Genomic DNA, 14,570 nt, shown 5'->3' on the forward strand with positions numbered 1-14,570 from the left:
AGCAGATCTGTTGGAGTTGTAAATGAACTTTTAGTAGAGACCTTTAGTGACATATTTCAGATAGAACAGAGGGCACTTAAAGAAGGGGTCCTTAAGGACATATCTGTAACAGAAGTACATACTATTGATGCAATTGGAATGTATGCACATAGAACCATGTCAGAGGTCGCTCAAGATCTTAGAATAACTGTAGGGACGCTTACAACTGCTATTAACAAACTCCTTAAAAAGGGGTATGTTGATAGAAAAAGGGGCGAAGAAGATAGAAGATCAGTAATAATTACACTTACCAGAAAAGGAAAACTTGCTTATAGAATACATGAAAGGTTTCATTCTAATATGGTACATGCAACTATTGATGGTCTAAATGAAGAAGAAGAAGAGGTATTAATAAAATCTCTTGAAAAATTAAATAATTTCTTCAAAAATAAATATGGGTTAGAATATTAAGGAAGTGGGAATTAAGCAATGAATGAAGTACAAATAATTGGTACGGGAAGTTATGCACCTCTAAATATAATGACTAATCATGAGTTATCAAAAATTGTAGATACTTCTGATGAATGGATAGTTTCTATGACAGGTATTAAGCAGAGACATATATCTACAGGCGAAAACACTTCAGATTTAGCCACAAAAGCAGCAACTTTTGCATTGAAAAATGCAAATATTAAGGCTGAAGATATAGACTTGATTATTGTTGCAAGTACATCTCCAGATCAATTTGTACCAGCAACTGCATGTATAGTTCAAGGAAATATCGGAGCGGTTAATGCCATGGCTTTTGATATATCAGCAGCGTGTACTGGGTTTATTTTTGCCCTAAATATAGCAATGCAATTTCTTAAAACAGGTCAGCGAAAAAGAGCATTAATAATAGGTGCTGATGTATTATCAAAAATAGTTGATTGGACAGACAGAAACACTTGTATATTATTTGGAGATGGAGCAGGGGCAGCAGTACTTGAGGCAGGAAGTGTTCGAGGAATAATTTCTATAAATTCAGCTTCAGAAGGTCAAAAGGGCAAGTTCTTGACATGTCCAACTGTAGATGTGAAAAATACATATACAAAAGGAACAGAAAATTTTAAAGCAACAATAAGCATGGATGGCAAAGAAATTTTTAAATTTGCTGTAAAAACTATTGCAAGTAGTATCAGTAGAATTTTAAAGGAAAATAATTACACACTTGATGATATTAAGTATGTAGTTTGTCATCAAGCAAATTTTAGAATAATAGAATTTGTTGTTAGAAAATTGAAAGCTGATAAAGATAAATTTTTTGTCAATCTAGATAAATATGGTAATACTTCAGCAGCAAGTATAGCCATAGCACTGGATGAAATGAATAAGGAAAATTTACTTACAGTTGGAGATAAAATTATACTTGTAGGCTTTGGTGGTGGATTAACCTACGGAGCTTCATTAATAGAATGGACAATGAATAAATAAAATCTTAGGAGGAATTAATAATGGTATTTGAAAAAGTTAAAAGTGTAATAGTTGAACAATTAGGAATAGACGAAGCAGAGGTTAAAATGGAGGCCAAATTTGCAGATGACTTAGGTGTAGATTCTCTTGAAATTTTTGAAATTGTTATGTCTCTCGAAGAAGCATTTGATATTGAAATACCAAATGAGGATATAGAAAATATTAAAGATGTAAAGGGAATTGTTAAATATATAGAAGAAAAACTTAAATAATATAAATTATGAGTTAGATGATTGGAGAGCTGAAATACTAAGTATAAAAATTTAGTTTTATTCAGTATATTAAAAAGTATATATTACGTGGAATGTAGTTAGAGTAATATGTACTTTTTTTTCTGTAATTATCTGACTTTAACTATATGTTTTAAGGAATCAAGGAGGGGTAAAATGTTTAATTCCGTATTTTTTAAAGAGTTAGGTGTAAAGTATCCAATAATACAAGGCGGTATGGCTTGGGTTGCGGACAGTAGTTTAGCATCTGCAGTATCTAATGCAGGAGGACTGGGTATTATAGCTGCAGCCAATGCACCAACAGATTATATAAGAGATGAAATTAGAAAAGCTAAGAAGTTAACGGATAAATCTTTTGGCGTTAATATAATGCTTTTGAGTGATAATGCAGAAGAAATTGCACATCTTGTATGTGAAGAAGGTGTTAAGGTAGTTACTACTGGAGCAGGAAATCCAGGTAAATATATGGAACTTTGGAAGTCGCATGGGATTAAAGTAATACCAGTAGTGGCTTCTGTTGCATTGGCAAAGCGCATGGAGAGAGCTGGAGCGGATGCAGTTATTGCAGAGGGGTGTGAATCTGGAGGACATATCGGTGAACTTACAACTATGGCACTTGTACCCCAGGTTGTTGATGCTGTTACTATTCCTGTAATCGCAGCAGGCGGAATAGGCGATGGACGAGGAGTCGCAGCAGCATTTATGCTTGGAGTACAAGGAGTACAAGTAGGAACAAGGTTTTTAGTAGCAAATGAATGTACAATACATGAAAATTATAAAAAGAAAATATTATCTGCAAAGGATATAGATTCAGTGGTTACTGGAAGATCTACAGGTCATCCTATCAGAGTTTTAAAAAACAAATTATCGAGAAAATTCCAGAAATTTGAGAAAGAAAATGCTTCAATAGAAGAGTTAGAAGAACTGGGACGAGGATGTTTACCAAAGGCAGTAAAAGAAGGCGATATAGAGATGGGATCTATTATGGCAGGCCAAATTGCGGGTCTTGTAAAAAAAGAACAAAGTTGTAGGAAAATTATCGAAGAGATGTTTACAGAGGCGAAAGAAGCTATTATAAAATTTAAATAAATTATAGTATTATTATTTCATATAGATGAAAGCCATTAATATTTGGAGCCACATGTAATGATTAGCTCTGATGATAATGATTGAGGAGATAAATTATGAGTAAAGTTGCATTTATTTTTCCGGGACAGGGAGCCCAATATATTGGTATGGGCAAGGAATTATTTGAAAATATAGAGGAATGTAAAAATATATTTAAGATAGCAGATAAGGAACTTAATTTTGAATTAAGTAAACTTTGTTTTGAAGGTAAAATTGAGGAATTAAATATTACAGAAAATACTCAACCAGCTATTTTAACTGTTAGTATAGCAGCACTTATGGCATTACAAAAATATGGCATAAAATGTGATGTGACTGCAGGACTTAGTCTTGGAGAGTACTCTGCACTCGTTTGTAGTGGAGCGGTGGATTTCAAAGATGCTGTAAAACTTGTTAAAAAACGAGGTAGATTTATGCAAGAGGCAGTGCCTGTAGGAATAGGTACCATGGCAGCAATTATTGGCCTTGAGGCATCGAAGGTTGAGGAAGCGTGTAACGAAGCTAAAGCTTCCGGTATAGTTGAAATTGCAAATTTAAATTGCCCAGGACAAATAGTAATTGCCGGGGAAATAGCAGCAGTAGAACTTGCATGTGAAAAAGCTAAGGAAAAAGGTGCTAAACGAGCTATTGTTTTATCCGTAAGTGCACCTTTTCACTCATCTATGCTAAAACCTGCAGCTCAGAAGCTAGAAATTGAACTTAAAAATATAAAATTTGACGATATGACTATTCCATTAATGACAAACGTAAATGGTGATTATGTAAAAAGCAAAGATGATATCAAAGGTAATTTAAAACTTCAAGTTATGAGTTCTGTTTTATGGGAGACAATTATAAAAAGAATGATAAAAGATGGTGTAGATACTTTTGTAGAGATAGGACCTGGCAAGGTATTAAGTGGATTTGTTAAGAAAATAGATAGAAAACTTACAATTATTAATATTGAAGATATGGCGTCTTTAAATAAAGCAGTAGAATTGCTTAAGAGATAAGCTTAATTAAAAGCTGTATTTATTATGAAAAATGTAAAGGAGCACGAATTAATGTTAAAAGGGAAAACAGCGGTTATTACAGGGGCTAGTCGTGGTATTGGAAGGTCTATAGCATTAAAGCTTGCAAAACAGGGAGCAAATGTAGTTGTTAATTATAGAAATAGTGTTGATGCAGTGGCACAGGTAGTTAAAGAAATAGAAGCTTTGGGAGTCAAGGTACTTGCAATCCAAGCAGATATAAGTAGTTATAGTGATGTAGAAAAGATGATGAAAAAATGTGTTGAAGAATTTGGAAGCATAGATATTTTAGTTAATAATGCTGGTATAACAAAAGATGGGCTTTTAATGAGAATGAAAGAAGAGGATTTTGATAGTGTTATAGATATTAATCTAAAAGGAGCTTTCAATTGCACAAGGCATGTATCAGCTATAATGCTTAAGCAACGAAGTGGAAGAATAATAAATATATCCTCAGTTACTGGTATTACAGGAAATGCAGGTCAAGTAAATTATTCAGCTGCAAAAGCTGGAATAATAGGAATGACAAAATCTGTAGCTAGAGAATTTGGAAGCCGTGGTGTAACTTGTAATGCAGTAGCACCAGGATTTATTCAAACGGATATGACAGAGTCTTTGCCCAATAAAGTAAAAGATGCTATGATGAGCACTATTCCATTGAAGAGACTTGGCAGGCCAGAAGATGTTGCAAATGTAGTAGCATTTTTAGCAACAGACGAAGCAGCATATATAACGGGTCAAGTTATAAATGTAGATGGTGGAATGGTAATGTAGCACATTTGGGTGAATCTGCATATAAATATGATGCGACGCCCTAAGGTGATTCAGCATCTAAAGATGATTAAAGGAGGATTTACTTTATGAAAAATAGAGTTGTTATAACAGGTATGGGAGCAGTTACACCTATAGGAAATGATGTAAATAATTTTTGGGATAACATAAAAAAAGGAACTTGCGGTATAGATGTAATTAAATCTTTTGATGTTACGGATTTTAAATGTAAGTTAGCTGCAGAGGTTAAAGACTTTGATGTAACCGTAGCGCTAGATAAAAGAGAAGCTAGAAAAATGGATATGTATTGTCAGTATGCAATGGTTGCAGCTAAAGAAGCGGTTGAAAATTCTGGACTAGATATAGAAAATGAGGACAGTGAAAGAATAGGAGTAATAGTTGGTTCAGGTATTGGTGGAATCAGCACTATTGAGAAAGAACATGCAAAGCTTTTAGAAAAAGGACCAGGTAGAGTAACACCTTACCTAATACCTATGATAATTGGTAATATGGCAGCGGGGAACATTGCAATAAAGTATGGCGCTAAAGGTATGTGTTATAGTGTAGTTACTGCTTGCGCTACAGGAACAAATGCAATCGGGGATGCGTTTCATCTAATTCAAGATGGTAGAGCAGATATAATAATAGCTGGAGGGTCAGAAGCATCTGTAAGTCCACTTGCATTAGCTGGTTTTACACAATTAACAGCTTTAAGTAAAAGTGAAGACCCTTTAAGAGCATCAATTCCTTTTGATAAAGAGAGAAATGGGTTTATTATGGGAGATGGTGCAGGTATAGTTATACTTGAATCTTTAGAGCATGCGCAAAAGAGAAATGCCAAAATATATGCAGAGGTCAATGGTTATGGATCAACTTGTGATGCATACCACATAACTTCACCAGCACCAGATGGAGAAGGGGCTGCAAGATCAATGGTAATGGCACTTAAAGATGGTGGTGTTAAGCCAGAGGAAGTATCTTACATTAATGCACATGGAACAAGTACTCCATATAATGATAAGTTTGAAACAATAGCTGTTAAATCTGTTTTTGGTGAATATGCTTATAAGATACCAATGAGTTCAACGAAGTCTATGACAGGACATCTTCTTGGAGCATCAGGAGCAATAGAGGCGATAGTATGTGTAAAAGCATTAGAAGAAGGGTTTGTGCCGGCAACAATAGGCTATAAAGTACCAGATGAAGATTGTGATTTAGATATTGTTCCAAATGTAGGCAGAAAACAGCAGCTTAAGTATGCAATGTCAAATTCTTTTGGATTTGGTGGTCATGATGCTACTATATTATTAAAAAAATGGGATGGTAGATAACTATGGATTATAAAAACATTCAAGAATTGATAAAAACTGTTAGTGATTCACAAATCACTTGTTTTGAAATTGAGACTGAGGGTATTAGAATAAAGATGGAGAAAAAAGAAGACAAAGTGATAGTAGAAAGAATTCCTGAAAGTTCTACACAAATGGCGATGTCTACACAGGATCAAATAACTAGGAAAAACATAGAAATGCAGGAAGCACATGCTACAAACATAGAAAATGATGTTTCTAAAAATACAGTGAAGACAATACCGGATGAAAATATATTTATAGTTAAATCACCTATTGTTGGAACTATGTATACTTCTCCAAGTGCAGAATCAAAGAATTTTGTAAAAGTTGGATCTATTGTTAAAGTGGGAGATACACTTTGTATATTAGAAGCTATGAAACTTATGAATGAAATTGAGAGTGAAGTAGATGGAGAAATTTCAGAAGTATTAGTTTCTAATGAAGATATGGTGGAGTACGGTCAACCATTATTTAAGATAGTTAAGAACTAGTGCAATAAGAAGGTAATTTTAGATTGATATTTATCTATTTATTTAATAACATAGGAGGTAGAGGATTAGCATGGAAAATATAAAAGAAAATATAGAAGTTAAAAAAGGTATTAGTTTAGATGTAAAGCAAATCCAAAAGATTATTCCTCATAGATACCCATTTTTATTTGTGGATAAAGTAGAGGAATTAGAACCAGGGAAAAGAGCAGTTGGGTATAAAAATATTACTATGAATGAGTACTTTTTTCAAGGTCATTTTCCAGAGGAACCTATACTTCCAGGAGTAATTATTATTGAGGCACTTGCACAAGTTGGTGCAGTAGCTCTTTTAAGTATGGAAGAATATAAAGGCAAAATCGCATATTTCGGTGGCATTAACAAAGCCAAATTTAAGAGGAAAGTTGTTCCTGGAGATGTACTTAAGCTTGAGGTAGAGATAATTAAAATGAAGGGACCTGTTGGAATAGGTCTGGGAATAGCGACAGTAAATGGAGTAAAGGCAGCGCAAGCTGAAATTACGTTTGCGGTAGGTATTTAAAGAGTTTGAACAATTTAGTCAATAATTTTAAGTATGGGGAAGGTAAACATTATGTTTAAGAAGATATTAATTGCTAATAGAGGCGAGATAGCGGTAAGAATAATTCGGGCATGTAATGAAATGGGTATTCAAACTGTGGCGGTATATTCCGAGGTTGATAAGGAAGCTCTTCATACTCAAATGGCAGATGAGGCTATATGTATTGGATCTGCTAAATCTAAAGATAGTTATTTAAATATGCAAAACATATTAAGTGCTACGGTTCTTACAGGTGCAGAGGCGATTCATCCAGGTTATGGATTTTTATCTGAAAATAGTAAATTTGCACAAATGTGTGAGGAATGTAATATAAAATATATAGGTCCAAGTTCTCAAAACATTGATAACATGGGTAACAAATTAAAGGCAAGAGAAATTATGATAAAAGCTGGTGTACCTGTTGTTCCTGGGTCAGATGGAGAAATTGCTAATGAAACAGATGCTTTAAAATCAGCTGATAAAATAGGATACCCTGTAATGATAAAGGCTTCAGCAGGAGGCGGGGGACGAGGGATAAGAGTTGTTAGCAAAGTAGAGGATCTCGCGTCCGCATTTAATACTGCAAAAACAGAAGCAGAAACTGCATTTGGTGATGGAACAATGTATATGGAAAAATTTATAGAAGAACCAAGGCATATAGAATTTCAAATACTTGCAGATGAGCATGGAAATGTGGTACATCTTAATGAGCGAGATTGTTCTATTCAAAGACGAAATCAAAAGGTAATAGAAGAGGCACCTGGAGCTGGAATGTCAGAAAAACTTAGGAAACAGATGGGCGAAGTTGCGATTAAAGCAGCTAAATCTATTAATTATAAAAATGCTGGAACTATAGAATTCTTACTTGATAAGTATGGTAAATACTATTTCATGGAGATGAATACACGTATACAAGTGGAGCACCCAATAACAGAAATGATTACTGGGATAGATTTGGTTAAAGCCCAAATAAGAATAGCAGCTGGTCAAGTACTTCCATATAAACAAGAAGATATAAAAATTATTGGTCATGCTATTGAATGTAGAATAAATGCAGAAAATCCTGTTAAGAATTTTATGCCTTGCCCAGGGGTCATTAAATCGCTTCATATACCTGGTGGATATGGAATAAGAGTGGACAGTGCAGCGTATCAGGGATATAAAATTCCACCTACTTATGACTCTATGATAGGAAAGCTAATCGTGCACGGAAAAGATAGAGATGAAGCAATATGTAAAATGAGAAGGGCACTTGGTGAATTTATAATAGAAGGAGTCGATACCAATATAGACTTCCAATTTAAGATAGTAAATAATAAAGATTTTATAAAAGGTAAATTTGATACTGGCTTTATTGGTAAAGAATTTAAAAACATTTAAAAGTAGTTAAATGTATACTGGAATTTATTACTTAAAAGTTTTATACTATGAGAGTAGTATTAATTATAGATGCTATAAAGTGGAGTGGGTATGGTTTTAGAAAGGGGTAGTTATATGTTTGAGTTTAAACGTATATTTAAAAAGAGTAAATATATTGAGGTTAAAAATTTAGAAAATGAATACGGTGAGAAAAAACCTAATATCCCTTCAGGAATGTGGGTTAAATGTGAAAACTGCGGTAAAATCCTTTATAAAAAGGATTTAGAGAGTAGCATAATGACCTGTGATAATTGTAGAACCCATTTCAGAATTGGGTGTCGTGAAAGAATAGATTATACAATAGATAAAGGTACTTTTAAAGAATACGATGAATTTATGATTTCGGATAACCCTATAGATTTCAAGGGATATACGGAGAAACTTCAAAAATTTCGTGATAAGACTTTATTAAATGAAGCAGTAATTACTGGAGAAGGAAAGATAAATGGTCAGGATACTCTAATTGCTGTGATGGATAGTAATTTTATGATGGGAAGCATGGGTTCTGTTGTTGGAGAAAAAATTACGAGAGTCATCGAAAAAGCAACAGAAAGTAAAAAACCAATTATTATATTTACAGCCTCAGGGGGAGCTAGGATGCAGGAGGGTATATTTTCTTTAATGCAAATGGCTAAAACTAGTGCTGCTATTGCAAGACATAATGAAAGTGGTAACCTTTATGTAACTGTTCTTACAGACCCAACTACAGGTGGAGTTACAGCAAGTTTTGCAACTCTTGGAGATATAATTCTAGCAGAGCCCAATGCACTAATAGGTTTCGCAGGTAAAAGAGTTATAGAGCAGACATTAAAGCAGCAATTGCCTGAGGGATTTCAAAGGGCTGAATTTTTGCTTAAGAAGGGTTTTATAGACAAAATAGTAGATAGAAAAGACATGAAGGAAACTTTAGGACAGCTATTGAAAGTTCATTTATAGCATCAACTGAAAGACAAAAGTAATACATAAGGAGTGAAATTTTATGGTAACCTTACCTTTTGAAAAGAACATGTATGAACTTAAAAGTAAAATAGATGAGCTGAAAGATTTAGCAAAAGACCAAAATATGGACTTAGATAAAGAGATAAGACAGATGGAAATAAAGCTATACAATATGCAAAAGGAAGCCTATAAAAATTTAACTGCTTGGGATAAAGTAAGTATTGCAAGGCTAGTGGAACGTCCAACTGCTCTTGATTATATAAATAGAATTTTCGAGTCATTTATTGAGTTACATGGGGATAGATATTATGGAGATGATGCTGCAATTGTGGGTGGAATCGCAGAGTTTAATGGTATACCTGTAACTGTTATAGCGCAGCAAAAAGGAAATAACACAAAGGAAAACATAAAGAGAAATTTTGGTATGCCAAGTCCTGAAGGTTATAGAAAAGCTTTAAGACTTATGAAACAGGCAGAAAAATTTAAAAGACCAGTTATTTGCTTTGTTGATACTCCAGGGGCATATTGTGGATTAGGTGCGGAAGAAAGAGGTCAAGGGGAAGCAATAGCTAGAAATCTTATGTATATGTCAACTTTAAAAACACCAATAATTTCAATAGTCATTGGTGAAGGTGGAAGTGGTGGAGCTTTAGCCATGGCAGTAGCAGATGAAGTTTGGATGCTTGAACATGCAATTTATTCTATTTTATCACCAGAAGGTTTTGCTAGTATATTATATAAAGATGCAAGTCTTGCGAGTGAAGCGGCGAGTGACATGAAAATAACAGCTCAGGATTTAATAAATTACGAAGTAATAGATAGAATTATAAAAGAACCTTTAGGTGGAGCACATACTAATGTAGATGAAATGTCAATTAGTATTAAACGTAATCTAGAGGAAGCAATTGTTAGATTAAAACGTGAACCTATAGAATCCCTACTTACCAAAAGATATTATAAGTTTAGAAAGATTGGTAAGGTAGTAGAATAATTAGTAATTTTCATTTTAAGGGGGCTATGAAAAGTGTATTTGCTTTTCTTTTTTTGTATAGAAGTGCATATATAATAAAGGGTGAAAATAATATTTATAAGAAGTGTAAAGGGGATTTAAGTTATGAGTAAAACACATAGTGAGATAATTCTAGTAATAGATTCAGGATGCGATTTACCTTTAAAGTATATTAAACAAGATAATATAGTACCATTAGGGTTAATTTGTAACTTCAAAGGGAAAGCAATCGAGGATGATTTTGGAGAAAATATTGCTCGAAAAGATTTTTATGATGCTTTAAGGCTGGGAGAAATGCCTACTACCTCACAAATTAATAGCCAAATATATTTAGAAGTTTTTAAGAAGTATGTTTTACAGAAAAAGTCTATAATATATATTGCAATGTCTTCTGCATTAACTGGAACTATTAACAGCGCAAACATTGCAAGAGAAACTGTACTTGAAGATTTTCCAGAGGCAGATATAAGTATAGTAGATAGCAAATGTGCAAGCCTTGGACAAGGACTTTTAACATATTATGCATATGAAATGTTGAAGAGCGGAAAATCTAAAGTAGAGATAGTTGAATGGATTGAGGAAAATAAGCTTAGAATTAATCATTGGTTTACAGTTAATGATTTAAATCATTTAAAAAGAGGTGGCAGGATATCTAGTTCTGCAGCAGCTGTTGGTACATTACTAAATATAAAGCCTGTTTTATTTGTAGACAATGAAGGTAGGCTGATACCATTTACTAAGTGTAGAGGAAGAAAAAAAGCAATAAGTACTTTAGTACAGAAGTTTAAGGAAAAATCAGACCCTAGCAAAGAGCAAGTTATTGCAATAAGTCATGGGGACTGTCTTCAAGATGCATTAGCTTTAGAAGCATTACTTAGAGAAAATGGGAATGTTAAGGATGTTATTTTAAATTATGTGGGTACAGCAATAGGTACACATGTAGGACCAGATATGTTAGGACTATTTTTTATAGCAAAGGAAAGATAAAAGATAAAACATTTTAAAAGTAATAAAGCGCAATTATAATAACACATCATATATTTACGTAAGACCAAAATAAAATAACAAAAGGAAGATGTCACAGGGCATCTTCCTTTTGTCATTTTATTTAGAAGATTTTTTTTTGTCTTTTCCTAATTTCTTAGATTCACTCGAGAAGCCTATTTCGTTTGCGGTTTCCATTTTCATTTTATCTAATTCTTTTTTTGTTTTTTGACCAGCTTTTTTATTGTCTTTGCTATTTTTGTTATCTTTATGTGACATATAAAGATCCTCCTTATATTATTTAAGAGCACAAAATAATTACTAAACTATTGCCTCTTAACATTAAATTCTAATATTAATGTAACCAAATTTGTAGTATTTATACTATAAAATGTTATAAAAGGAATGTGTTTTTTAATGATATAATTAGTATTATTAAATAAATTTACATTGGAGGAGTTATTGATATGGATAAAACAATAGGATTTATAGGTTGTGGGAATATGGCAAGGGCAATGATAAGTGGGATAGTTAAATCAAATTTAGTACCTAGCGAAAATATAATAGCAAGTAATCCATCGGATAAAAATTTAAGTAAGGTAAAAGAAGAACATAACATTGAAGTAACAAATGACAACACGGAAGTTGCAAAGTTTTCTGATATAGTGATACTTGCTGTAAAACCTTATAAATATTTTGAAGTAATTGAGGAAATAAAACCATATTTAAAGAAGAACGTGGTTATAGTAACTATAGCTGCTGGAATAACGTTAGATCATATGAGTAATTTATTAGGTGGGACTGCAAAGGTTATAAGAACTATGCCAAATACTCCAGCTCTTGTTGGAGAGGGAATGAGTGCGCTTTGTTCAAATATAAATATAACTACTGATGAATTGAAAGATGTACTAAAAATATTTGAAAGCTTTGGGAAGGTAGAGATATTAGAGGAAAAGCTTATTGATGTGGTTCCATCACTTAGTGGATCATCTCCGGCTTATGTGTATATGTTTATTGAAGCGCTAGGTGATGGAGCGGTACTCCAAGGTATGCCAAGAGGTAAAGCTTACACGATGGCAGCACAGGCGGTACTAGGAGCTGCTAAGATGGTACTTGAAACTGGTGAACATCCAGGAAAGCTTAAAGATGATGTATGTTCACCGGGTGGAACTACGATAGAGGCAGTATACACATTAGAAAAGAATAATTTTAGAGGTACTGTAATTTCAGCTATGGAGAGTTGCACTTCGAAAGCAATTAAAATGGGTAAAAACTAATTTTGTAAAAGGTCTCAAGGAATACAGAGTGGATAAAAAGATTTCAAATTTAATGCAGCGTTTGAAAAAATATAGTGAACTAGGGACAGGCTTAGGGTATAAATATATCTTAAGCCTGTTTTTTTATTGTAGATAGTTTATGTATACAAAATTATATGTATAAAGTTTGAGAGTAATAAAAATTACAAACCAAACATATGTACTTATTATTAGAATAAAATATATAAAATCTATTGACTAACGAACAAATGTTCGTTACAATATAAACATAATATATTAAGACAAAATACTTTAAAAGTATTTATAAATATATAATTATTTCATCTTATGATAGCTTTAATTTGTGACTAAACTGCATTTCTAAAAAACTACTTTAGTAGATTAAGCTACTTTAGTAGATTAAGCTACTAAAATAGATTTTTAACTGGGGGAAAGACAAATGGAAACAAAAGATTTATTGGTTAAAATAAATTATTCAAGAGAAGGTAATGACAGTTTAGCAATAACATATGCTTCAAGTACTGATAAGGGTATACACTCTTCCAGATACTTATTATGTGGGGGAAAGTATAATAGAAATGGTGGAACTATAATGTTTAAGGCTAAAAATATAGAAGAAGCTGCAGAAATAGCTAATAATAATTTAGTAGTCAATGCTAGTGTCAATAAATATCAGTATCTTAAAAAAGATTATATTATAAATAATATATAAAAAATAATATATAAAAAATAAGTCATTAAAAAATAGTTTAGGATACATCAAATATTTTAATGAAGAGGATATTCTTTAAATTTAAGAATATCCTTTTTAAATTTTCAAGTATATAACATTATTAAACGTAAACTCAATATTTTAAATTATTAATTATTACACAACAATAGTAAAGAAGAGGTATAATAGTAAATGTAATAAAAGATTAAAACATCAATAAAGCATATAACCGTGATCATTTAGGGTTGCTTAAAGATAAGCATATATTTAGCATAATAAAAAAGAACAAGTCTAAGATGCCTTATAACTAATTTGTAGTTAATATTGATGTTTAGAAAATTTCAGTTGGGAGGAAATAAAATGAATAAACTATCACGAAATGATGTGTGTTGGTGTGGAAGTGGCAAAAAATATAAAAAATGCCATCTGAATCAAGACATATTTATAAGTAATATAGAAGAGAAAGTTGGGTATACAATACCTAGAGATATTATGAAAACTCAGGAGCAGATAGAAGGTATAAGAAAAAGCTGTAAGCTGACTCATGATGTATTAGACATTGTTAGTGAAAGAATAAAAGTGGGAGTAACCACAGAGGAAATTAATACTTGGGTACATGAATATACAATAGAGCATAATGCATACCCAGCACCATTAGGCTACGGTGGATTTCCTAAGAGCGTATGTACATCAATAAATAATGTGATATGTCATGGAATACCATGTGAAACTATTCTAAAAGATGGTGATATAGTTAATGTAGATGTATCTTGTATATTAGATGGATATTATGGTGACGCTAGCAGAATGTATGTGATCGGTGAGGGGTCTAAAGAGGCCGTAGATTTGGTACGTGTTTCAAAGGAATGTTTAGACCTAGGCATAGAACAAGTGAAACCATTTAATACACTGGGAGATATAGGAAATGCTATTCAGCAACATGCAGAAAGCCTTGGTTATTCTGTAGTATATGATTATGGTGGTCATGGTGTTGGACTAGAATTTCATGAAGAGCCATTTGTAGCGCATGTTGGTAAAAAAGGTGAAGGTACAATATTATTACCTAATATGACGTTTACTATTGAACCTATGATAAATATTGGAAGCCCGGAGACTAGAGTACTTGATGATGATTGGACAGCGGTGACAACAGATGGTTCATTGTCATCTCAATGGGAACATACAATACTTGTTACTCAAA

At 32.7% G+C, this 14,570-nt stretch carries 17 protein-coding genes; 16 read left to right on the forward strand and 1 reads right to left on the reverse strand.

The features are described 5' to 3' along the window. The 13 genes from Q0649_RS16425 to Q0649_RS16485 all read left to right on the forward strand — a co-directional run. The coding region (locus tag Q0649_RS16425) for a MarR family winged helix-turn-helix transcriptional regulator (protein WP_298844523.1) at window positions 1-450 on the forward strand (450 nt) is incomplete at its 5' end. An 18-nt stretch (window positions 451-468) separates the two neighbouring features. Then, entirely contained in the window at window positions 469-1,452 is a 984-nt protein-coding gene (locus Q0649_RS16430) for a beta-ketoacyl-ACP synthase III (RefSeq protein WP_298844526.1), read from the forward strand. A 20-nt stretch (window positions 1,453-1,472) separates the two neighbouring features. Next, complete coding sequence (acpP, locus tag Q0649_RS16435; protein WP_298844536.1) at window positions 1,473-1,703, forward strand: acyl carrier protein; 231 nt, start codon at window positions 1,473-1,475, stop codon at window positions 1,701-1,703. Window positions 1,704-1,877: 174 nt separating this feature from the next. Further along, window positions 1,878-2,810 carry an enoyl-[acyl-carrier-protein] reductase FabK gene (gene fabK, locus Q0649_RS16440; protein ID WP_298844538.1) on the forward strand — a complete coding sequence of 311 codons (933 nt, stop codon included), beginning with the start codon at window positions 1,878-1,880 and terminating at the stop codon, window positions 2,808-2,810. A gap of 95 nt (window positions 2,811-2,905) precedes the next feature. Next, window positions 2,906-3,841 carry an ACP S-malonyltransferase gene (fabD, locus tag Q0649_RS16445; protein ID WP_298844540.1) on the forward strand — a complete coding sequence of 312 codons (936 nt, stop codon included), beginning with the start codon at window positions 2,906-2,908 and terminating at the stop codon, window positions 3,839-3,841. Between the two features lie 51 nt (window positions 3,842-3,892). Continuing rightward, on the forward strand, window positions 3,893-4,633 hold the full coding sequence (gene fabG, locus Q0649_RS16450; RefSeq protein WP_367179407.1) for a 3-oxoacyl-[acyl-carrier-protein] reductase: 741 nt from the start codon (window positions 3,893-3,895) through the stop codon (window positions 4,631-4,633). A gap of 86 nt (window positions 4,634-4,719) precedes the next feature. After that, window positions 4,720-5,961, forward strand: coding sequence for a beta-ketoacyl-ACP synthase II (gene fabF, locus Q0649_RS16455; RefSeq protein ID WP_298844544.1), 1,242 nt, complete (start codon window positions 4,720-4,722; stop codon window positions 5,959-5,961). Between the two features lie 2 nt (window positions 5,962-5,963). Continuing rightward, complete coding sequence (gene accB, locus Q0649_RS16460) at window positions 5,964-6,473, forward strand: acetyl-CoA carboxylase biotin carboxyl carrier protein (RefSeq protein WP_298844546.1); 510 nt, start codon at window positions 5,964-5,966, stop codon at window positions 6,471-6,473. A gap of 70 nt (window positions 6,474-6,543) precedes the next feature. Then, entirely contained in the window at window positions 6,544-7,011 is a 468-nt protein-coding gene (gene fabZ / locus Q0649_RS16465) for a 3-hydroxyacyl-ACP dehydratase FabZ (protein ID WP_298844548.1), read from the forward strand. 51 nt (window positions 7,012-7,062) lie between these two features. Then, on the forward strand, window positions 7,063-8,409 hold the full coding sequence (locus Q0649_RS16470) for an acetyl-CoA carboxylase biotin carboxylase subunit (RefSeq protein ID WP_298844550.1): 1,347 nt from the start codon (window positions 7,063-7,065) through the stop codon (window positions 8,407-8,409). Between the two features lie 114 nt (window positions 8,410-8,523). Then, window positions 8,524-9,384 (forward strand): acetyl-CoA carboxylase, carboxyltransferase subunit beta, encoded by an 861-nt coding sequence (gene accD / locus Q0649_RS16475; protein WP_298844552.1) that lies wholly within the window; start codon window positions 8,524-8,526, stop codon window positions 9,382-9,384. Window positions 9,385-9,427: 43 nt separating this feature from the next. Continuing rightward, a complete protein-coding gene (locus Q0649_RS16480) occupies window positions 9,428-10,378 on the forward strand; it encodes an acetyl-CoA carboxylase carboxyltransferase subunit alpha (protein ID WP_298844555.1) in 951 nt (316 codons plus the stop codon). Window positions 10,379-10,501: 123 nt separating this feature from the next. Continuing rightward, complete coding sequence (locus Q0649_RS16485; protein ID WP_298844556.1) at window positions 10,502-11,383, forward strand: DegV family protein; 882 nt, start codon at window positions 10,502-10,504, stop codon at window positions 11,381-11,383. Between the two features lie 117 nt (window positions 11,384-11,500). Here Q0649_RS16485 and Q0649_RS16490 read toward each other — a convergent pair whose 3' ends face one another. Beyond that, window positions 11,501-11,659 (reverse strand): small, acid-soluble spore protein, alpha/beta type, encoded by a 159-nt coding sequence (locus Q0649_RS16490; RefSeq protein WP_298844558.1) that lies wholly within the window; start codon window positions 11,657-11,659, stop codon window positions 11,501-11,503. Between the two features lie 188 nt (window positions 11,660-11,847). On the opposite strand from Q0649_RS16490, the gene proC reads away from it, so the two are divergent. The 3 genes from proC to Q0649_RS16505 all read left to right on the forward strand — a co-directional run. Then, entirely contained in the window at window positions 11,848-12,657 is an 810-nt protein-coding gene (gene proC / locus Q0649_RS16495) for a pyrroline-5-carboxylate reductase (RefSeq protein WP_298844559.1), read from the forward strand. Window positions 12,658-13,096: 439 nt separating this feature from the next. Further along, window positions 13,097-13,369 carry a hypothetical protein gene (locus Q0649_RS16500; RefSeq protein ID WP_298844562.1) on the forward strand — a complete coding sequence of 91 codons (273 nt, stop codon included), beginning with the start codon at window positions 13,097-13,099 and terminating at the stop codon, window positions 13,367-13,369. A 360-nt stretch (window positions 13,370-13,729) separates the two neighbouring features. After that, a partial coding sequence (locus Q0649_RS16505; RefSeq protein WP_298844566.1) for a methionyl aminopeptidase occupies window positions 13,730-14,570 on the forward strand: 841 nt, incomplete at its 3' end.

The organism is uncultured Clostridium sp., from assembly GCF_937920395.1.
In the GTDB taxonomy this organism is placed as follows: domain Bacteria; phylum Bacillota; class Clostridia; order Clostridiales; family Clostridiaceae; genus Clostridium_AD.